Genomic DNA, 19,429 nt, shown 5'->3' with positions numbered 1-19,429 from the left:
CACATTCACGCCGCCGGAGTGGCGAAATCGGTAGACGCAGCAGACTCAAAATCTGCCGATGGCAACATCGTGCCGGTTCGATTCCGGCCTCCGGCACCAGCGCCTTTCCTATCCCTCAGGCGTTCACAACTTGACCCTCGTCAGGACGGGTCGACCCTTCTCGACCGTGCGCATTGCGCCTACAGTGCGGGCTGGCGAACAGGTGGGCGGGCTTGATCATGAAGATCTTCTGGCGACAGCCGTGCGGCGAATGCGGCTTCGATGGACTCGAGCGGATTCCGCGCGCGTTCTGGATGCGCGCGCTCCTGCCGCTGCGGCACTATCACTGCAACCGTTGCAGCAGCCGCGTGCTGGCGCCGAAGCAGGCTGTGGAGGAGCGCCAGTGGATGATGACCACCGCACGCAACTTCCGCGTCCCCGTCTCCCAGGACAGCGCCGAGGGCAAGAGCTGAGCGCGTCCTGCGCCGCGGGTGCAGGCACCATACAACACCTGCAGGGCCGGCCGCGGGGGTATACGGGGCCGGCCGAAGGGTCCCCAGGTAAGATGCGCGAATCTTTGTCCGCTCCATTCCCGTGCGTCGCGCCCTCCCCCTCTACGCCACGATCGTCCTGGCCACCCCGACTGCCTGGGCGCTCGACACCACGCTCACGCAGGCCGGCTTCACGGGGCTCGGTATCACGCCTTCCGCTCATCTGCTGCACTGGGGCACGATGGAGGCGACCTATGACAACCAGATGCCCGGCATCCGGTCCAACCCCGCCGGCCACAACTACGTGCTGGGCTTCGGCCTGCTGCCGAACATGGAGGTGGTGGGTCGCATCGCGACGGCCGAACTGAACACCAACTGCTTCACAGGCCCTTGCCGCGGTCCGCGTGACCTCTCGGTTTCTGTCAAAGCAGGCATCGGACTCGACACAGCGGGCCGCTTCCGCATCGCCGCCGGCGTGACCGACTTCGGTGGCGCTGCCACCAACTTCCGCAGCTACTACGGCGTCGCCACCTTCAACGAGGGCCCCTACGAGCTGAGCGCGGGCCTCGCGCGACGCGCCGCCGTGAGTTCGCCCCTCAGGCAATCGCCCCTTCACGGCCCCTTCCTCGCTGCCGCCTGGCAGCCCCTGCCTTGGGTCCGCGGGCATCTGGAGTACACGGACAGCAACGCCTGGGCCGGCGTGCGGCTGCTCGCGCCGGCGACCTGGCTGCCGGAGGGCTGGAAGGCCTACGTCGGCCTGAACCAGCGGCTGACCAGCAGCAACCTGACCGAGCGCAACTGGTTCACCGCGGGTGTCTCCATCCCGCTGTACAAGGTGCCACCGTTGCGGGGCAGCGCGGAGCGAGCCCCCGCACCGGGCCTGGCGGTGCAGCAGTTGCCCCTGCCGGCCTACGAGGCGCGTGTCCCCTCAGCGCAGGCGACCACGGGTGTACCGCCCGCCGCGGCGCCTGCGGCGCCGCCACCGGCCACCATGGCCCCTGCCCCTGCAGTCACGGCCGCCGCCCCCACCGACGCAGATCTGCAGCGGCTGGCCGATGCCTTGCGCGGCCGCGGCCTGGAGGACATCTGGGTCGGCCGCATGCCGGACGGCTCGGTCGTGGCCCGCGCCAACAACGCCACCTACAACTGGAACAGCCTCGATGCCCTGGGTGCTGCGCTCGGCGCGGTCGGCCGGACGCTCGGCAACGGCAAGACTGCCTACCGGTTCATCCTGACCCAGCGCCAGATCGGCCTGGTGGCCGTGACCGGCCAGACGGATTGCCTGCTGCAGTGGATCGAGAAGGACACGCCCACCTGTCCGGCGGGTGAACTGTCCACGCCGGGCACGGGCGCGCTCGACCCCTTCCAGGAAGGGGCGGCCTGGATCGTGCGCAACGCGCAGCCCAGCAACCGCACCTTGCGCGTGGGCCTGTCCCCGGTGCTTCGGACCAACGTCGCCACGGAAGTCGGCACCTTCGACTACTCGGCTGGCGTCAACCTCGGCTTCCGCCTGCCGCTCTGGGCCGGCGCCGACGCCGAATGGCGCGTCGACCAGGAGCTGACCCGCTCCGACAACTACCAGGCTGGCCAGGTCTTCGGCACCCGCCGCATCCGCAACGGCACCGAGCGGCTGACCTTCACCCAGACCCTGCGCCTGCCGGCCGAAGCCTGGTTCGCCCCCAACGACCCGATCCGCGCCCGCCGCCTGGGCCTGGGGGCGGTCTACGCGCAGGCCACGGTCGGGCGCATCGGCCACCACTTCGACGGCGCGCTGGGCAGTGTGCGCTGGGAACCAGGCGAGGGCCTGCACCGCCTGACCGGACAGGTGGGCTACTTCCGCAATGCCGACTTCGGCCTGGTCCCCGGCGAGCCGCGCACGGCCCGGCCGGTGCTGGCCCAGTACCGCTACAGTGTCGCCGCCACACGCACCTACCTGGAGGCGACCGCCGGGCAGTTCATGAACAATGATGTCGGCGCGCAGCTCGCCATGCGCCAGTGGTTCACCGATCTCTCGGTCGGTGTCTTCTACCGGCGCACCAAGTTCGACAACTCGGCGGCGCGCAGCTTCGTGGGACTGGAAGTGTCGGTTCCGATCGGCCCCCGCCGCGACATGGACCCCGGCCTGGTGCAGTTGACCGGCACGCCGAGATTCACCCACGGCATCAACACGGTGGTCGGCAACACCACGAACAACGTGGTCAGCGGCTATGGCGTCTTCCCGCCTGCCCCCTCGCTGGATGCGGTCTTCAACGCCGACCGTTCCGGGTTGCACTATTTCGAAGACAACATCCGCCGCATCCGGGACGCCGCTCGCTAGGGCCCGTATGCGGCAAGTTCGCACACTTCCGGCCTCTTCATGGTGGCCGCCGGCATGCGTTGGGCAAACACTAAGTTACAGTTTCGACTCCGTTCGCGCGAGATAAGGGGAATATGCACAAGGCCACTTCCAGCTGGTTGGCGACTACCGGTGCTTGCCTGTTCGTCCTGATGGCACAAGGCTGCGCCGTCGTGACGGCACCCGGATTCGACTTCACGGATCCCAAGCTGCGCACCAGCGTGACGCTGGGCCAGTACGTGCCCTCGGATGTGAACCAGCCGCCGCAGGGCGTGATCACGCCGATCACGCCGGCGCTGGTCAAGGCCCAGGCCGATGCCCGGCCGGAGGGCATTCCCCTGCCGGTCCAGCGGTTGTTCGCCGAACCCAAGCCCTACACGATCGGTCCGAGCGACATCATCAGCATCATCGTGTATGACCATCCGGAACTGCTGCCGACCGCGGGCCAGGTGATCGGCGGCACCACCGACCCCACCGGCATCAGCAGCGCGCCCGGCTTCATCGTCGACAGCGCCGGGCAGGTGTTCTTTCCGCATGCCGGCCGCGTGAAGGTCGCCGGCCTGACCGAGGCCGAGGCGGCCGAGCTGATCGCCCAGCGCATCGGCAAGGTCATCAAGAACCCGCAGGTGACGGTGCGGATCACGTCCTTCCGCAGCCGGCGCGCCTACGTGGAGGGCGAAGTCCGCAATCCGGGCACGCAGATCTTCACGGACGTGCCCATGACGCTGACCGAGGCCATCAATCGCGCCGGTGGCGTCACGCCCGCGGGCGACCGGTCCTTCGTCACCCTCTCCCGCAAGGACGTCACGACGGTCATCGACCTGTTGCGCCTGCAGGAACTGGGGGTGCACCCGAACCGCATCCTGCTGGAACCCGGCGACCTGGTCACGGTGCGCAACCGTGAGGAGCGCAAGGTGTTCGTGATGGGCGAGATCATGCGCCCGTCGGCCATGCCCATGCGCAATGGCCGGCTCACCCTCAACGAAGCCCTCGGCGAGGCCGGCGGCCCCAACCTCAATACGGCCAACACCAGCCAGATCTACGTGATCCGGCATGTCGGCGACGGCCTGCCGGCGATCTTCCACCTGAACGCCGGCAGCCCGAGCGCACTCGCCCTGGCGGAAGCCTTTCCGCTGCGGCCGCGCGACGTGGTCTACATCGACCCGGTTCCGCTGGTCCAGTGGAACCGGATCGTCAGCCTGATCCTGCCGAGCGCGCAGACGGTCAACATCGGGCGCCAGATCGTGAACCCATGAACAGCATCCTGGTCGTGTGCGAGGGCAACATCTGCCGCAGTCCCATGGGCCAGGGACTGCTGCAGCGTGCCCTGCCGCGCGCCAGGGTGGCATCGAGCGGGCTGGGCGCCCTCGTCGGCAGTCCGGCGGACGAGACCGCTGTCCGCCTGATGGCCGAACGGGGCATCGACATCTCCGGGCATCGCGCCCTGCAGGTCAGCCGCGACATGTGCCTGCGCGCCGATCTGGTGCTCACCATGGACAATGACCAGCGCCGGCGGCTGGAGGAAAGCTACCCGCAAGCCTGCGGGCGCATCTTCCGGGTCGGAGAATTCATCAAGCAGGACGTGCCGGATCCCTACCGGCAGTCCGAAAGTGTCTTCCGGATTTCGCTCGCCCTCCTCGAGGCAGGGGTGCGCGAATGGCTGAAGCGCATCGAACAACTCGCCCGGGCATCCGCATGAACGCACCCCATCCCCTGCACCAGCAGACTGCAACGGGGCCCTCTCCGGCCGTTGCGCCGCAACCGGTGGAAGACGACGAGATCAACCTGGTCGAGTACTGGGACATCCTCGTCGACAGCCGCTGGCTGATCGCCATCGTGACCGCGCTCGCGCTGGCGGTCGGCGGCGCCTATGCCCTGCTGGCGCGACCGATCTACAAGGCCAACCTGCTCATCCAGGTCGAGGACTCCGCCGGTGGCTCGGCCAAGAGCGTCCTGGGCGAGGCCGCCAGCCTCTTCGACGTCAAGACCGCCGCCACCGCGGAGATGGAGATCCTGCGATCCCGCATGGTGATCGGGCAGGCCGTGGACAGCAGCCTCATGTACATCGATGCCCGGCCGCGCTACGTGCCGATCATCGGTCGCTGGATGGCCAGCCGGACCGAGGCGCTGTCGGAGCCCGGCTTCCTGGGCGTGGACGGCTATGTCTCCGGCGCCGAGAAGATCGAGGTCACCGCCTTTGACGTGCCGGTCGATCTCGACGGATCGACATTCCGGCTGACGGCCGGCTCCGGTGGCAGCTACACCCTGACGCACCCGCTGCTCGATGCGCCGCTGCAGGGCCAGGCGGGCGTGCCCCTCAAGGCCTCCACGCCCAAGGGATCCCTCACCCTGGTCGTCTCCGAACTGGCTGGCCGGCCGGGCGCCCAGTTCAACGTGACCCGCCAGTCCCGGCTGGCGGCCATCCAGTCGCTGCAGAACCAGCTGCGCCTCGCCGAGAAGGGGCGCCAGTCGGGCGTCATCGAAGCCACCCTGGAAAGCGCGGATCCGCGCCGGCTCACGCTGGTGCTCAACGAGATCGGTCGCCAGTACGTGCGGCAGAACATCGAGCGCAAGGCGGCCGAAGCCCAGAAGACGCTGCAGTTCCTGGAGGTGCAGCTGCCCCAGTTCAAGAAGCAGCTCGACCAGGCCGAAGAGGCCTACAACAAGTACCGCAACCAGCAGGGCACGGTGGCCCTGGACGAAGAGGCCAAGCTGGTGCTGAACCGCTCGGTCGACATGCAGGGCCGCCTGCTGGAGGCTCAGCAGAAGCGCCGCGACCTGGTTTCGCGGTTCACGCCCGACCACCCGCTGGTGCGCACCCTCGATGACCAGATCAAGGCCTGGGAACGCGAGATCGCCAACCTGAACGAGCGCATCCGAGGCCTGCCCTCCGTGCAGCAGGACGCCGTGCGGCTCGAACGCGATGTCAAGGTCAACAACGAGCTGTACCAGAGCCTGCGCAACAGCGCCCTGCAACTGCAGCTGGTCCGCGAAGGCAAGATCGGCAATGTCCGCCTGATCGACGAAGCCGTTCTGCCCGAAGACCCCGTCAAGCCGCAGCGCTCGCTCGTCCTGGCCATTGCCATGGCGCTGGGCCTGCTGGGCGGCATCATGCTGGCCCTGGCGCGCAATGCGTTCTTCCGTGGCGTGCGCGACCCGCAGGAAATCGAGGCGCATACGGGCCTCAACGTGTACAGCACGGTGCCCTTGAGCCCGGGCCAGGATCTGCTGGCGCGCAAGGTGGAGGCTCGCGAACCGGGCATGCACGTGCTCGCGCACGCCATGCCGCAGGACCCCGCGGTGGAAAGCCTGCGCAGCCTGCGCACGGCGCTGCAGTTCGCGATGCTCGACGCGCCGAACAACCGTGTGCTGATCACCGGCGCCACGCCGGGCGTCGGCAAGAGCTTCATTTCCGCCAACTTTTCCGCGGTGCTCGCCAGCGCCGGCAAGCGCGTGCTGCTGATCGACGCCGATCTGCGCAAGGGCTACCTCAATCACTACTTCGGCCTGCCGCGCGCCAATGGCCTGACCGAGCTGATGACCGGCGCCATCAAGCCGGTGGATGCGGTGCACCAGCAGGTGCTGCCCAACCTCGACGTCCTGTCCACTGGCGTGCTGCCCCCCAACCCTTCCGAGATGATGATGAAGGGCTCCCTGGTCAAGCTGCTGGAATGGTTCTCGAACCACTACGACCTGGTGGTGATCGACACTGCTCCGGTGCTCGTGGCGGCTGACACGCTTTCTGTGGCGGCGCAAGCCGGGACGGTGCTGCTGGTGGCTCGCGCCGACGTCACCCAGATGGGCGAGCTGAACGAAAGTGCCAAGCGCCTTGCCCAGTCAGGCAAGACGGTGAGCGGCGTCCTCTTCAATGCCATGGATCTGTCGCGCCGGCACTATGGCAGCTATGGCTATCGGTACGGTGGCTACCGCTACCGGCAGTACAAGTACACGCCTCACGGTCAGTGAAATGACTTCAGTCGCGCAGTGCCGTGAATTTGTAGCGATTCCTCGAAGCGGACAGGGGCGACGCGTTGCGATTGGTCACGCATTGAAATAGATTGCTTCAAAAGGGGAGGCCACCGATCCGTTGTCGGTTGCGCCCGCGAAGGAAGCATCACCGTGTCGTCAGTCAATCTGCTCTGGGCCATCGCGGCCGCCGTGGGTGGCGCCTATGTCATGGGTGTCGCGCTGGTCCATGTGGCCCACCGCTGGGGCCACTTCATGATGGATCATCCCGGCACGGTGCAGAAGTTCCACGTGCAGCCGGTTCCCCGCGTGGGTGGCCTGGCCTTGCTGGTCGCATGCACCGCGGCCTGGTCGCTGGTACCGGAGGGCGACGCGCGGCGCATTCTGGGCACGGTACTGGTGGCAGGCCTGCTGGCATTGGGCATCGGCCTGGCGGAAGACCTCACCAAGCGCGTCGGCGTGCTGCCCCGCCTGCTGATCACCATCAGCAGCGGCATCGTCGCCAGCCTGTGGACCGGGCTCGCCCTCAACCGCACCGGCGTGCCGATGGCGGACACCCTGCTCGCGTTCTGGCCCCTGGCCGTGCTGTTCACGGGCTTTGCGGCAGGGGGCATCGCCAACGCGATCAACATCATCGACGGCTTCAACGGGCTGGCCAGCGGCACCGTGACCTGGTCATTGCTGGCCTTGAGCGCCATTGCCTTCCACGCCGGGGATCAGGCCTTGTCGATCGCGGCGTTGCTGGTGGCCGCCGCCATGGTGGGCTTCATGGTCGTGAATTTTCCCTGGGGACGCCTGTTCCTGGGGGATGGCGGCGCCTACTTCGCGGGCTTCGCGCTGGCCTGGCTCTGCGTGGAACTGCTGGCTCGCAACCCGCGGGTCTCGCCGTGGGCCGCCGTTCTGCTGTGTGCCTATCCGTCCATCGAGGTGCTCTACAGCATCCTTCGCCGGCGCCGGCAGCGCCTGTCGCCCGGTGCGCCGGATCGCGCCCACCTGCACAGCCTGGTGGCCACACGACTCGTGCAGCCGCGGCTGGCCCGTCTGCACCCCAGTCTCTGCAATTCGGCGGTGTCCATCGTGATGTGGGGCGGTGCCCTGCTGCCGCTCGTGCCGGCGGTTGCGTTCTACCGTCAGCCCTCCGTGCTGCTGCCTTGCCTGATCGGCTTCGTGCTCCTCTACCACTTTGCCTACCGGCGGCTGTGGCTGGCACCCGAGGCAGCTGAGCTGAAGACGCATCCGGCCTGAGGGCCATTGCGCCGGCGTCTTGCCGCGCTGCCGCGAATGGCGCATGCTTTTGCGCAGTGAAGGAGGTGCTGGCCATGCTGACGCGTCGCATCCTGCTGCGGATCGGAACGACTTTCACCCTTGCGCTGGCCGCCGCCGGCGGGCTGCAAGCGGCCCCGCAGACGCCCGCCTATCAGGCGATGATGGACGCCCTCACCCGCGCCCATGCGGCGGTCGTGGGGGTACAGGTCGTCGCGGCCGAGGGGGCCCGCTCGGCCGAGTCGCTGGGCCGTGAGCGCGCAGGCTCAGGCGTGGTGATCGGGCCCGACGGCTTGATCCTGACGATCGGCTACCTGCTGCTCGAAGCCGAGACGATCCAGATCGTCACCCAGGACGACAAGGCCCTGCCGGCCCGCGCAGTGGCTTATGACCTCGCCACCGGCTTCGGGCTGCTGCGCCCCCTGGTTCCCCTACGGGGCGTGGCACCCGTGCCCCTGGGGTCGGCCGTGCAGGCCCGCGCGGGCGACTCGGTCATGGTGTCCGTGGGTGGCGAGGAAGCCGACGTCACCATGGCCCGGCTCGTGAGCAAGCGCCCGTTCTCCGGCTACTGGGAGTACCACATCGAGTCGGCGCTGTTCACCAGCCCACCCGTACGCAACCACAGCGGGGCGCCGCTGTTCAATGAGCGCGGCGAACTCCTGGGCATCGGCAGCCTGTTCATCGGCGACGTCCTGGGCGACAGCCGCCGCGTGCCTGGCAACCTGTTCGTGCCGGTCGACCTGCTCAGGCCGATCCTGCCGGAACTGGAGCGCACCGGCTCTTCGGCCGCCAGCAGGCGCCCTTGGCTGGGCGTCACCTCCACCGAGCAGGGGGGCCGGGTGCAGATCGTCCGCGTGAACGCCGACAGTCCGGCCCAGTCGGCGGGACTGGCCACCGGCGACCTGGTGCTGGCCGTCGATGGCGAAAAGGTGAGCACGCTCGAGGCCTTCTACAAGCGCATCTGGGCGCACCCCAACCCCGACGACGAGATCCGCCTCACCGTGCTGCAGGGTGCGGAGGTCCGGCAGATCACGATCAAGGCCATGGACCGCATGAAGACGCTGCGCAGGCCCGCCGGCATCTGACCTGACGATCCGGGGCGGCTCCTCAACCCTGGTCGCTGCCGGCAAGTCCCGTCGCCACTGTCGGGTGGCGCAAGCGGACGCGCAACTCCTCCTTCAGCCGTCGGTTCAGGAGGCGCCTGGACTCGCTCATGAAGCTGAGCAACATCGGCGACAGGCGCTCCCGCGCCTCGTCGCGGCTGATGCGCGGCGGTCGCGGCAGGCCGTAGAGATCTGCGGCGAAATCGAAGTAGTCACCCATGCGCAGGTCGCTGTCGTCACTGGCATGCACCACACGCTGCGCACGCCCGCGCCAGCAGGCGGCGATCAGGGCGCGCGCCAGGTCGTCGGCATGGATGTGATTGGTGTACACGTCGTCGGGCTGCCGCAGGGCAGGCGTGCCGCGAAGCAGCCTTTCACGCGGTGTTCCAGCGGGCCGGTCGGGTGCATAGATGCCGGGGATGCGCAGGATCGTCGTGCGTGTACCAGACAGGCGACCGAAGGCGCGCACCTGCTGCTCCGCGTGCACGCGGCGCCGCGCCCGATCAGTCCCAGGTGCGGTACGCCGGGATTCGTCCACCCACTGGCTGCCGCAATCGCCGTAGACACCGGTGGTGGAGCCGTAGACGATCACGCGCGGGGCTGCGCGCAGCCGCAGCGCACGCAGCAGGGCCACGGTGCGGGGATCCGTGTGTGAAGCCGTCTCCTGGCCGGACGGCGGCGGCGCGAGATGAATCACGCGGCCGGCCAGCCCCGCCAGTCGTCGCAACGTGCCAGGGTCATCCAGGTCCCCGACGACGGGCGTCACACCCTGGGCGCGCAAGGCGGCGTTGCGGCCCGGGGAAGAAGTCAACGCCAGCACGCGCACGCTGTCCGGCAACTCGCGCACGACACGCATGCCGACATCGCCACAGCCGACGATCAGGACGCGCGCGCGCCGGAAGCGGGCCGGCAGCGCGCCGAGGGGGGTCTGGTTTGAGGGCACAATCCGGGCTCTTGCAATGTCGACAGGATAGCGAAGCATGAGCGCCGCCCCCTTCCAGATCACCGTGCAGCCCAGCGGCCGCCAGTTCCAGGTGGATGCGGGGGAGGCCATCCTGGCCGCCGCCATCCGCCAGGGCGTGGGCATGCCCTATGGCTGCAAGGACGGCGCCTGCGGCTCGTGCAAGTGCAAGAAGCTCGATGGCACGGTCATCCACGGGCCGCACCAGAGCAAGGCCTTGTCCGCCGACGAAGAAGCTGCCGGCTACGTGCTGGCCTGCTGCGCCGTGCCGCAGACGGATGTGACGCTGGAGTCACGCCAGGTCACCGACGAAAGCGCCTTCCCGATCAAGAAGATGCCCTCGCGCGTGACGGCGCTGCACAAGGCCTCGCACGACGTGATGATCATCACGCTGCAGTTGCCGGCCAACGACGTGTTCCGCTACCACGCCGGGCAGTACGTCGAGTTCATTCTGCGCGATGGCGCGCGACGCTCGTATTCCATGGCGAACGCGCCGCACAACGGCCCGCATGTGGAGCTGCACATCCGCCACATGCCGGGCGGCAAGTTCACGGATCACGTGTTCGGCGCCATGAAGGAGAAGGAGATCCTGCGCGTGGAGGGGCCCTACGGCAGCTTCTACCTGCGGGAGGAATCCGACAAACCCATGATCCTGCTGGCTTCGGGCACCGGCTTCGCGCCGATCAAGGCGCTCATCGAGCACCTGCAGTCCAAGGGCAACCAGCGGCCGGCCACGCTGTACTGGGGCGGCCGCCGCCCGGCAGACCTGTACATGGATGCCTGGGTGCGTGAGCGGCAGGCGGAGTTGCCGTGGCTGCGCTATGTGCCAGTGGTGTCCGATGCCCTGCCGGAGGATGCATGGGCGGTTCGCACGGGCTTCGTGCACAAGGCGGTGATGGCCGATTGGCCGGATCTGTCGGGCCACCAGGTCTATGCCTGCGGCGCACCGATCGTGGTGGATTCGGCGCGGGCGGAGTTTTCGGCGCAGTGCGGCCTGCCGGCCGATGAGTTCTACGCGGATTCGTTCACGACCGAGGCCGACAAGCACAGGGATCCGGCCTAGGTTGGTGGCTGGTCCTGCGTAGGCTGGGGTGGAGTGCAGCGCAACCCCAGCGTTCCCACCCATTCAAAACACCATGCCGGATTGGCCACAATGGGGCCATGAAACGCAGAACCCTCCTCTCAGCCGCCGCGGCGGCCCCCATCGCCTTGGCTGTGCCTGCCGTGCACGCCCAGGCTCGCCCCATCCGCCTGATCGTGCCCTACGCGCCCGGCGGGCCCATCGACGTGACGGCCCGGCTGCTGGCCGAGCGGGTGAAGGACACCCTGGGCACGGTGGTCATTGAAAACCGGCCGGGTGGCGGTGGCAACATTGGCGCCGACGCGGTGGCCAAGGCGGCGCCAGACGGCCTGACCATCGGCATCGCGGCGGTGGCCACGCATGCCATCAACCCCTGGCTGTTCTCGAAGATGCCGTACGACGCGGCGAAGGACTTCACGCCCATCACCCAGATGCTGCGCGTGCCCAACGTGCTGGTGATGAACGCCGACACCGCGGTTCGCCTGAAGATCAACTCCCTGGGGGACCTGATCGCGTACGCCAAGGCCAACCCGGCGAAGCTGAATTACGGCAGCGGCGGCAACGGCAGCGCGGGCCACCTGGCCGGTGAGATGTTCAAGCGCGATGCGGGCATCTTCGCCGTGCACATTCCCTACAACGGCGGCAACCCGGCGCAACTGGCGCTGCTGTCAGGGCAGGTGGACTTCAACTTCGACAACCTGGCCACGGCCGCGGCCAACATCCGCGCCGGCAAGCTCAAGGCACTGGCGGTGACCACCCTGCAACGCTCGCCCAACCTGCCTGAGGTGCCGCCGGTGGCCGACACGCTGAAGGGCTTCGCCATCGACACCTGGTGGGGCCTGGTGGGCCCGGCGGGCTTGCCACGCGAGGTGACGCAGAAGCTGAACCAGGCCTTCGTGGCGGGCCTTCAGACCCCTGAGGCCAAGACGCGCTTTGCCGCGCTGATGGCCGAACCCGTGGCGAACACGCCGGAGGAGTTCGGCGCGTTCATGCGGGCGGAACTGGCCAAGTATGAAAAGGTGGTGAAGGCGTCGGGCGCGAAGGTGGACTGAACGTCGTCTGGCTGGCGAAACGCTGGGGTTGCACCCCAGCCTACGAACAACCCATCAGCGGTTTCGCCGTCGTAGGCTGGCGGTGGAGCGTCAGCGAAACCCCAGCGTTCAGCGATGATCGCCTCGCAATAAAAAAGGCCCTGCCGGTTGGCAGGGCCTTTTCGTTGTTGGGGCACCTCAGGTGCCAGGGGCATCAACCCCCGCCGGTCACCTGCTGGATGGTGATGGTGCCCGCGTTCACCTGGAAGCCAGGTGGCAGCACGGCGGCAATGCTGGGCGGCAGGCTCAGGATGACGGCGCCATTGGGCTGCAGCGTGACCGGCACGGTGACCGGCTGCGAACTGGTGTTGCCCAGTTGCAGCGAAGCGTCAAACGCGTTGGTAGAGCCGTTGGCCGGCGCGCCCGAGGTGTCGATGTCCGTCTCGCAGGGGTTGACCGTGAGGGTCTTGCCCAGGGCCAGCGGGTGATCGGCCGGGAAGGTGGAGGCGCGGATGATGAAGATGCACGAGCCGAAGCTCATTTCACCGGAGGCCGTGTTGCCGGCCGAGGTGAGCGTGAAGGTCGGCGTGCCGATGGTGGCGCTGGCACCGGTGCCCACGACCGGGGTTTCGATCTTCAGCGTGGTGGTGCCGGTGGTGCCCAGCGCCGGCACCGCCGGGAAGTTGAGCGTGGCGCCAGAGATGGCCGCCACGGTCGTCTTGCTCGCGGGCACGGCCACGTCCGTTGCCGCCACGGCGACTGGAGCGTCGCCGCCCCCGCCACCGCAGGCCGCTACCACCACAGCCGCAGCCAGCGCTGCAGCCCAACCAAACTTCGCCATGTTCATGAGAAACCCCTCTTCGCAGTGTTACGTTCTCGCACAGTTTACCCGGCAATGCCAGCAGTGCAAGGCCGCCATGCGAACAAGCCGGGCTTTCCGTGTCATTCGCCCAGGTAGGCAGCCCGCACCTTCGGGTCCGTCAGCATCTGCTTCGCGTCCCCCGACATGGTGATCAGCCCGGAATCCATCACGTAGCCGCGGTCGGCGATTTCCAGCGCGCGGCTGGCGTTCTGCTCGACCAGCAGGATGGCGACACCCTGGCCATGCACATCCCGTACCACCTCGAAGATCTTGTCGACCATGATGGGCGAGAGGCCCATGGAGGGCTCGTCGAGCAGCAGCACCTTGGGCCGACTCATCAGGGCGCGGCCCATGGCCAGCATCTGCTGCTCCCCGCCCGACATGGTGCCGGCGAGCTGGTCTTTCCGCTCCTTCAGGCGCGGGAAGATGCCGAAGACCTTGTCGATGTCGGCCGCGATGTCCGCCTTGTCGTTGCGGATGTGGGCGCCCATCTGCAGGTTCTCGGTGATGGTCATGCGGGTGAAGACGCCCCGGCCCTCGGGCACCATGGCAAGGCCTTCCTTCACCAGATCCCAGGCGCCGCGGCCCCGGATGCTCTTGCCCAGGTACTCGATGTTGCCGTCGTTGATTGGCAACAGACCTGTGATGGCTTTCATGGTGGTGGTCTTGCCGGCGCCGTTGGAGCCGATCAGTGTGACCAGTTCACCCTGGCGCACCTCGAAATCCACACCCTTCACCGCCTGGATGCCGCCATAGGCGACCTTCAGGCCGTTCACCTTCAGAAGCGTTTCGCTCATTCTTCTTCCCCGCTGGCCACCGGTTCGGCGGCGGGCGCCGTCGTGGTCGGCTTGTGGCTGTGGCCCAGGTAGGCCTCGATCACCTTCTCGTTGCGCTGCACGTCCGCGGGCGTGCCTTCGGCGATCTGCTTGCCGTAGTCGAGAACCGTCACGCGGTCGCACAGGCCCATGACCAGCTTCACGTCGTGCTCGATCAGCAGGATGGTGCGGTTGTCGTTGCGGATGCGGTCGATCAGCTCGCGCAGCACCACCTTCTCGGTCGAGTTCATGCCAGCGGCCGGCTCGTCCAGGGCGATGAGCTGCGGGTCCGTGGCCAGGGCGCGGGCGATCTCCAGCCGGCGCTGATCGCCGTAGGAGAGCGTGCGGGCCTTGTACTCGGCAAACTTGCCGATGCCCACGTAATCCAGCAGTTCCTGCGCGCGCTTGGCGATGGCGGCCTCTTCGTCCTTGAACGACTGGGTGCGCAGGATGGCGCCCAGCAACCCCGACTGGGTGCGGATGTGCCGGCCGACCATCACGTTCTCCAGTGCGGTCATGTCCGCGAAGAGCCGGATGTTCTGGAAGGTGCGCGCAATGCCGGCCTTGGCGACCTCATGCACGGCGGTGGGCTTGTAGGGCTTGCCCGCCAGCTCGAAGGTGCCGCTGTCGGGCGTGTACAGGCCGGTGATCACGTTGAAGAACGTGGTCTTGCCGGCGCCGTTGGGGCCAATCAGCCCGTAGACCTGGCCCCGCTCGATGGTGAGGCCCACGTCCGACAGGGCCTGCAGCCCGCCGAAGCGCTTGGAGATGCCCGCGACGCGGAGAACGACTTCTGCCATGGTGTGCGCCCTCCCCTCAGCGGCCCGCCGGCTGCAGCGCCTTGCCGTGCTCCGGCGTCGGCCACAGGCCGCGCGGACGCAGCAGCATCACGATGATCATGGCCAGCGCGATCAGCAGCTGGCGCAGGATGGAGGCATCCAGCCGGCCGCCAGTGAGCGCCTGCAGGTCCATCAGGCCCGAGACCCAGCGCAGCACCTCGGGCAGGGCCGAGAGCAGCACCGCGCCGAGGATCACGCCCGGCAGGTGGCCGATGCCGCCCAGCACCACCATGGCGACGATCATCACCGACTCCATCAGGCTGAAGGATTCCGGCGAGACGAAGCCCTGGAAGGCCGCGAACATGGTGCCCGAGACGCCGCCGAAGGTGGCGCCCATGCCGAAGGCCAGCAGCTTCATGTTGCGGGTGTTGATGCCCATGGCCTTGGCCGCGATCTCGTCCTCACGAATGGCCATCCAGGCGCGGCCGATGCGCGAGACCTCCAGCCGGTGGCAGATGATCACGCTGATGACCACCAGCGCCAGGAAGAGGTAGTAGTAGAGCGTGACCGAGGCGAGCTCGTAGCCGAAGATCTCCAGCCGCTTGCCGAAGTTCAGCCCCAGGATGCTGATGGAATCGATCTGGCCCAGGCCCTTGGGGCCGTTGGTGATGTTCACCGGGTGGTCCAGGTTGTTCATGAACACGCGGATGATTTCACCGAAGCCCAGCGTGACGATGGCCAGGTAGTCCCCGCGCAGCTTGAGCGTGGGCGCTCCCAGCAGCACGCCCAGGATGCCCGCCAGCGCCGCCCCAAGTGGAATCACGAGCCAGATGGAGGTATGCAGCCCGTTCGGGAACATCTGCGCGAACCACTGGAACGATTCCGAGAGGTGCGGCGAGGCCATCAGGCCGTACATGTAGGCGCCGATGGCGAAGAAGGCGACGAAGCCCAGGTCCAGCAGGCCGGCGTAGCCCACCACGATGTTCAGGCCCAGGGCCAGCAGCACGTAGAGCAGCGCGAAATCGGCGATGCGCACCCAGAAGTTGCCGGCCGCCTGCAGCACCAGCGGCAGCACCAGCAGGCCGATGGCGGTGGCCACCCAGACCCAGGTCTTGTTCTGCTTGATCAGCATGATGCGTTCCCCCTTACGCGCGGTCCGCCACGCGCTCACCCAGCAGGCCCGAGGGCCGCAGCGTGAGCATGATGATCAGCACGATGAAGGCGAAGATGTCCACGTAGTGGCTGCCCAACACGCCCCCGGTGAGCACGCCCAGGTAGCCGGAGCCGATGGATTCGATCAGCCCCAGCAGAACGCCACCCACCACCGCACCGGCCAGGTTGCCGATGCCGCCGAACACCGCCGCGGTGAAGGCCTTCAGCCCGGGCAGGAAGCCCATGGTGTGCTGCACCGTGCCGTAGTTGGAGGCGTACATCACGCCGGCGATGGTGGCCAGCACCGCGCCGATGATGAAGGTGGCCGAGATCACCATGTCGGGCTTCACGCCCATCAGCGCGGCCACGCGCGGGTTCTCGGCCGTGGCGCGCATGGCGCGGCCCAGTTTCGTGTAGTTCACCAGGTACATCAGCACGGCCAGCGAGACGGCCGTCATGCCCAGGATCATGATCTGCGTGGCCGTGATCACCGCGCCACCCACCTGGATGGGCGCGGCCGGCAGCAGCGTGGGATAGGGCTTGTAGTTCGGCTTGAAGATGATCATCGCCAGCGTCTGCAGCAGGATCGACATGCCGATGGCGGTGATGAGCGGTGCCAGCTTGGGGCTGTTGCGCAGCGGCCGGTAGGCCACCTTCTCGATGGTGAAGTTCAGCGCGGCGGCCACGATGCACGAGATGACCAGCGCCACGATCAGCAGCAGCCACCCGGGCAGGCCGGGCATGGCGGCCTGCGCCTGCGTGATGATGAACCAGCTTGTCAGCGCCCCCACCATCAGCACCTCACCGTGGGCGAAGTTGATGAGGTTGATGATGCCGTACACCATGGTGTAGCCCAGGGCCACCAAGGCATACATGCTGCCGAGGACCAGACCGTTGATGATCTGCTGCAGCAGAATGTCCATAGAGATGCTCTCCGTTTCTTCGCCGGGCCAGGCCGGCTGGCACGACCCCTGGATCACGCCGGGGTCGTTCACTTTCTTGCAGACCGCGCCCTTGTGGGGCGTCTCTCCATCTAGCAAAAAACCCGCCAAGCGGATCCGTGGGCGGGTTGTGCGGCGGGATTGTAGCGGGGGCACCTGACGCGCCAGCCCCTCTGGCGGCGGGGGTTTTCCCTGGGCAACAGGGCCTGCGCAGGTGCTTTGCGGGTTGATTAGCGCGGCTGATCATTGCGCCGTCGAAGCTCGCGCAGCTTCTCGGCGATGCGGATCTCCAGGCCGCGCTCCACCGGGCGATACAGCGGCTCAGGCCGCAGGCCATCCGGGAAGTAGCTCTCGCCCGCCGCGAAGCCATCGGCCTCGTCGTGGGCATAGCGGTAGTCGCGGCCGTAGCCCAGATCCTTCATCAGGCGCGTGGGCGCATTGCGCAGGTGCAGGGGCACCGGCCGGGTGCCATCCTTCTTCACCAGCGCGCGCACCTCGTTGTAGGCCTTGTAGACCGCGTTCGACTTGGGCGCCATGGCCAGGAAGACCACCGCCTCGGCCAGCGCCAGCTCGCCCTCGGGCGAGCCCAGACGCTCATACACGTCGGCCGCATCCAGCGCGAGCCGAAGCGCGCGCGGATCGGCCAGGCCGATGTCTTCCGTCGCCATGCGGATCAGCCGGCGGGCGATGTAGCGCGGATCGGCCCCGCCATCGAGCATGCGCGCGAACCAGTAGAGCGAGGCATCGGGGTCGGAGCCGCGCACCGACTTGTGCAGCGCGCTGATGGTGTCGTAGAACTGCTCGCCGCCCTTGTCGTAGCGGCGCATGCGCTCGCCCAGCACCTTGAGCAGCCAGGCGTCGTCGATGGTCTCGCGCCGCTCGCTCGAGGCTGCCACGGCCAGGGTCTCCAGCGTGTTGAGCAGGCGGCGCGCGTCGCCATCCGCATAGGCCAGCAGCCTGTCCAGCGCCGCGGTCTCGATGGCGGGCACGGCGCCGATGGCCTGCGCGCGTTCCACGATGCGACGCAGGTCCTCCTCTGCCAGCGGCTGCAGCACGTACACCGCAGCGCGCGACAGCAGGGCCGAGTTGACCTCGAACGACGGGTTCTCCGTGGTGGCACCGACGAAGGTGAACAGGCCCGATTCGACGTGCGGCAGGAAGGCATCCTGCTGGCTCTTGTTGAAACGGTGCACCTCGTCGACGAAGACGATGGTGCGCCGGCCGTGGGCCTGCGCCACCAGGGCCTGTTCCACCGCCTCGCGGATGTCCTTCACGCCGCCCAGCACCGCGCTGATGGCGAGGAACTGCGCCTCGAAGGCGTCCGCCATCAGCCGCGCGATGGTGGTCTTGCCGGTGCCGGGCGGGCCCCACAGGATGCAGCTGTGCGGGCGCCCGGATTCAAAGGCGATGCGAAGCGGCATGCCCTCGCCCAGCAGGTGCGCCTGGCCGATCACCTCGCCCAGCGAGCGCGGGCGCAGGCGCTCCGCCAGGGGAGCATGGGAGGGGTCTTGCGGCGCCATGGCGTCAGTTTATAGTCCGACCCCACCATGGAAGCCGCGCTCTGGTCTGCCTTGTCCGCCCTGTGCGGGGCGCTGGTGGGCGGCGGCATCTCGTACCTGCTGAATCGCCAGCAGCATGCCCACCAGCTGCGCATGCTGCGTGAGCAGCACAAGGTGGAGTACATGGCGGAGGAAACGGCGCGCCACTTCCTCAGCCACAAGGGCTTCACCGACCGCAGCTTCGAGGCCCTGCGCAACCACCTGGGCGGCTTTGCCGACGACGAGTTGCGCAAGATCCTGGTGCGTGCGGGCGCCATCCGCGTCTATCGGGAGGACGGGTCCGAGTGGTGGCGCCTGCTCTCGCGCATGGACGAATTCATCGAGCGCAAGGCGCTGGACCAGATCGCGCGGGAGATTTGATCGGGCAACCCCAGCGATCCCCTCAGGGCTGCCGGATCACATCCGCCCCCTTTGGCGGCGTGAAGCGGAACGTGTCCGCGGCCAGTGCCGGATTCAGCTGGAAGCCGGTGAACGTCAGCACCGAGCGCTGGCCGAAGCTGTCCAGGATGTCCAGCGCCGCCAGCGCGTCACCGCGCAACCCCACCTTGATGCTGGCCACCTGCCCCTCACGGTTGCGGGGCGTCGCCTGCACCCACTGCAGACCCCCCTGGTCGGGCAGGGCCAGCAGCTCGAAATCCCGCCGGATGGCCTGCAGATCCGGCGCGGCGGCGATCAGCGCGGCCGGCGTGCTGGCCAGCACACCCGCCTGCTTGCGGGCGGTGACCTGGTTCAGGTCCACGTCGTGCAGCCACAGCGTCTGGCCATCCGCCACCAGCGTCTGCGCGAAGGGCTCGCGGTAGACGAAGCGGAAGCGGTCCGGCCGCTGGAACTCGAAGGTGCCGCTGGATCGCCGCGTGCGCGGCGCCTGGCCGTCGCGCCCCGGCGCCGTGACGACCTGGGTGAACTCGGCGCGCCCGCTGCGGGCACTGCGCACGAACTCTTCCAGGCTTTCCAGCGGGCCTGCATGGGCCGTGACGGCCGTGCCAGCGAGCAGGACGAGCGCCAGACGGCGGGTGCAGGGCAACAGGGAACGCATGGACGATTCGCTCGTGGCAGACGGAGGTTGGGTCGCTTTGCGGGCGGGAAGTTCAGGCGCGCCAGGGCTGCGCAG

18 protein-coding genes and 1 tRNA gene are annotated in these 19,429 nt (G+C 68.0%); 11 read left to right on the top strand and 8 right to left on the bottom strand.

Annotated elements, in window-relative coordinates:
- Positions 1-12 precede the first annotated feature (12 nt).
- From ACE3T5_RS02885 to ACE3T5_RS02850, 8 genes are all read left to right on the top strand, one after another.
- A tRNA-Leu gene (locus tag ACE3T5_RS02885) sits at positions 13-99 on the top strand.
- 113 nt (positions 100-212) lie between these two features.
- Positions 213-452 (top strand): hypothetical protein, encoded by a 240-nt coding sequence (locus ACE3T5_RS02880; protein ID WP_374664237.1) that lies wholly within the window; start codon positions 213-215, stop codon positions 450-452.
- Positions 453-573: 121 nt separating this feature from the next.
- Complete coding sequence (locus ACE3T5_RS02875) at positions 574-2,787, top strand: YjbH domain-containing protein (RefSeq protein WP_374664235.1); 2,214 nt, start codon at positions 574-576, stop codon at positions 2,785-2,787.
- A gap of 191 nt (positions 2,788-2,978) precedes the next feature.
- Complete coding sequence (locus ACE3T5_RS02870; protein ID WP_374664233.1) at positions 2,979-4,061, top strand: polysaccharide biosynthesis/export family protein; 1,083 nt, start codon at positions 2,979-2,981, stop codon at positions 4,059-4,061.
- The gene (locus ACE3T5_RS02865) at positions 4,058-4,504 is read left to right on the top strand and encodes a low molecular weight protein-tyrosine-phosphatase (protein ID WP_374664231.1); all 447 of its coding nucleotides are present in this window, start codon (positions 4,058-4,060) and stop codon (positions 4,502-4,504) included. Before ACE3T5_RS02870 ends, ACE3T5_RS02865 begins: the two co-directional genes overlap by 4 nt.
- Positions 4,501-6,771, top strand: coding sequence for a polysaccharide biosynthesis tyrosine autokinase (locus ACE3T5_RS02860; RefSeq protein ID WP_374664229.1), 2,271 nt, complete (start codon positions 4,501-4,503; stop codon positions 6,769-6,771). The genes ACE3T5_RS02865 and ACE3T5_RS02860 overlap by 4 nt, the downstream gene beginning before the upstream one ends.
- 153 nt (positions 6,772-6,924) lie before the next feature.
- The gene (locus tag ACE3T5_RS02855) at positions 6,925-8,016 is read left to right on the top strand and encodes a glycosyltransferase (RefSeq protein ID WP_374664227.1); all 1,092 of its coding nucleotides are present in this window, start codon (positions 6,925-6,927) and stop codon (positions 8,014-8,016) included.
- A 74-nt stretch (positions 8,017-8,090) separates the two neighbouring features.
- The gene (locus ACE3T5_RS02850; RefSeq protein ID WP_374664225.1) at positions 8,091-9,119 is read left to right on the top strand and encodes a S1C family serine protease; all 1,029 of its coding nucleotides are present in this window, start codon (positions 8,091-8,093) and stop codon (positions 9,117-9,119) included.
- A gap of 22 nt (positions 9,120-9,141) precedes the next feature.
- Here the strand turns inward: ACE3T5_RS02850 and ACE3T5_RS02845 are convergent, their stop codons facing one another.
- Entirely contained in the window at positions 9,142-10,080 is a 939-nt protein-coding gene (locus tag ACE3T5_RS02845; RefSeq protein ID WP_374664271.1) for an SDR family oxidoreductase, read from the bottom strand.
- 37 nt (positions 10,081-10,117) lie between these two features.
- Here ACE3T5_RS02845 and ACE3T5_RS02840 point away from each other — a divergent pair, with 37 nt between their 5' ends.
- Together ACE3T5_RS02840 and ACE3T5_RS02835 are read left to right on the top strand one after the other, a co-directional pair.
- Entirely contained in the window at positions 10,118-11,161 is a 1,044-nt protein-coding gene (locus ACE3T5_RS02840; RefSeq protein WP_374664223.1) for a CDP-6-deoxy-delta-3,4-glucoseen reductase, read from the top strand.
- Positions 11,162-11,259: 98 nt separating this feature from the next.
- Complete coding sequence (locus tag ACE3T5_RS02835; protein ID WP_374664221.1) at positions 11,260-12,231, top strand: Bug family tripartite tricarboxylate transporter substrate binding protein; 972 nt, start codon at positions 11,260-11,262, stop codon at positions 12,229-12,231.
- A gap of 193 nt (positions 12,232-12,424) precedes the next feature.
- Here ACE3T5_RS02835 and ACE3T5_RS02830 read toward each other — a convergent pair whose 3' ends face one another.
- The 6 genes from ACE3T5_RS02830 to ACE3T5_RS02805 all read right to left on the bottom strand — a co-directional run bounded on the left by ACE3T5_RS02830 (position 12,425) and on the right by ACE3T5_RS02805 (position 18,279).
- Complete coding sequence (locus tag ACE3T5_RS02830; RefSeq protein ID WP_374664219.1) at positions 12,425-12,964, bottom strand: hypothetical protein; 540 nt, start codon at positions 12,962-12,964, stop codon at positions 12,425-12,427.
- 188 nt (positions 12,965-13,152) lie between these two features.
- The gene (locus tag ACE3T5_RS02825) at positions 13,153-13,869 is read right to left on the bottom strand and encodes an ABC transporter ATP-binding protein (RefSeq protein ID WP_374664216.1); all 717 of its coding nucleotides are present in this window, start codon (positions 13,867-13,869) and stop codon (positions 13,153-13,155) included.
- A complete protein-coding gene (locus ACE3T5_RS02820) occupies positions 13,866-14,687 on the bottom strand; it encodes an ABC transporter ATP-binding protein (RefSeq protein ID WP_374664214.1) in 822 nt (273 codons plus the stop codon). Before ACE3T5_RS02820 ends, ACE3T5_RS02825 begins: the two co-directional genes overlap by 4 nt.
- Positions 14,688-14,703: 16 nt before the next feature.
- Positions 14,704-15,792 (bottom strand): branched-chain amino acid ABC transporter permease, encoded by a 1,089-nt coding sequence (locus ACE3T5_RS02815; protein ID WP_374664269.1) that lies wholly within the window; start codon positions 15,790-15,792, stop codon positions 14,704-14,706.
- Between the two features lie 19 nt (positions 15,793-15,811).
- Positions 15,812-16,741, bottom strand: a complete 930-nt coding sequence (locus ACE3T5_RS02810; protein WP_374664212.1) for a branched-chain amino acid ABC transporter permease — start codon at positions 16,739-16,741, stop codon at positions 15,812-15,814.
- Between the two features lie 248 nt (positions 16,742-16,989).
- A complete protein-coding gene (locus ACE3T5_RS02805; protein WP_374664210.1) occupies positions 16,990-18,279 on the bottom strand; it encodes a replication-associated recombination protein A in 1,290 nt (429 codons plus the stop codon).
- Between the two features lie 27 nt (positions 18,280-18,306).
- Here ACE3T5_RS02805 and ACE3T5_RS02800 point away from each other — a divergent pair, with 27 nt between their 5' ends.
- Positions 18,307-18,678: a hypothetical protein gene (locus tag ACE3T5_RS02800; RefSeq protein ID WP_374664208.1), complete on the top strand. Its 372-nt coding sequence runs from the start codon at positions 18,307-18,309 to the stop codon at positions 18,676-18,678.
- Between the two features lie 22 nt (positions 18,679-18,700).
- On the opposite strand, the gene lolA is transcribed toward ACE3T5_RS02800, so the two are convergent.
- Positions 18,701-19,354 (bottom strand): outer membrane lipoprotein chaperone LolA, encoded by a 654-nt coding sequence (gene lolA / locus ACE3T5_RS02795; protein ID WP_374664206.1) that lies wholly within the window; start codon positions 19,352-19,354, stop codon positions 18,701-18,703.
- Positions 19,355-19,429: the final 75 nt, after the last annotated feature.

It is taken from the genome of Ramlibacter sp. (genome assembly GCF_041916345.1).
Taxonomy (GTDB): Bacteria; Pseudomonadota; Gammaproteobacteria; order Burkholderiales; family Burkholderiaceae_C; genus Ramlibacter.
The sequence above is the reverse complement of the archived record's forward strand: the minus strand, read 5'-3'. Positions and strand labels throughout refer to the sequence as shown.

Bases quoted from the DNA above. Each gene is read 5' to 3' on its own strand.
- ACE3T5_RS02865 (WP_374664231.1), top strand. From the start codon at position 4,058: ATGAACAGCATCCTGGTCGTGTGCGAGGGCAACATCTGCCGCAGTCCC.
- ACE3T5_RS02860 (WP_374664229.1), top strand. From the start codon at position 4,501: ATGAACGCACCCCATCCCCTGCACCAGCAGACTGCAACGGGGCCCTCT.
- ACE3T5_RS02850 (WP_374664225.1), top strand. From the start codon at position 8,091: ATGCTGACGCGTCGCATCCTGCTGCGGATCGGAACGACTTTCACCCTT.
- ACE3T5_RS02840 (WP_374664223.1), top strand. From the start codon at position 10,118: ATGAGCGCCGCCCCCTTCCAGATCACCGTGCAGCCCAGCGGCCGCCAG.
- ACE3T5_RS02835 (WP_374664221.1), top strand. From the start codon at position 11,260: ATGAAACGCAGAACCCTCCTCTCAGCCGCCGCGGCGGCCCCCATCGCC.
- ACE3T5_RS02825 (WP_374664216.1), bottom strand. From the start codon at position 13,869: ATGAGCGAAACGCTTCTGAAGGTGAACGGCCTGAAGGTCGCCTATGGC.
- ACE3T5_RS02820 (WP_374664214.1), bottom strand. From the start codon at position 14,687: ATGGCAGAAGTCGTTCTCCGCGTCGCGGGCATCTCCAAGCGCTTCGGC.
- ACE3T5_RS02810 (WP_374664212.1), bottom strand. From the start codon at position 16,741: ATGGACATTCTGCTGCAGCAGATCATCAACGGTCTGGTCCTCGGCAGC.
- ACE3T5_RS02805 (WP_374664210.1), bottom strand. From the start codon at position 18,279: ATGGCGCCGCAAGACCCCTCCCATGCTCCCCTGGCGGAGCGCCTGCGC.
- ACE3T5_RS02800 (WP_374664208.1), top strand. From the start codon at position 18,307: ATGGAAGCCGCGCTCTGGTCTGCCTTGTCCGCCCTGTGCGGGGCGCTG.
- lolA (WP_374664206.1), bottom strand. From the start codon at position 19,354: ATGCGTTCCCTGTTGCCCTGCACCCGCCGTCTGGCGCTCGTCCTGCTC.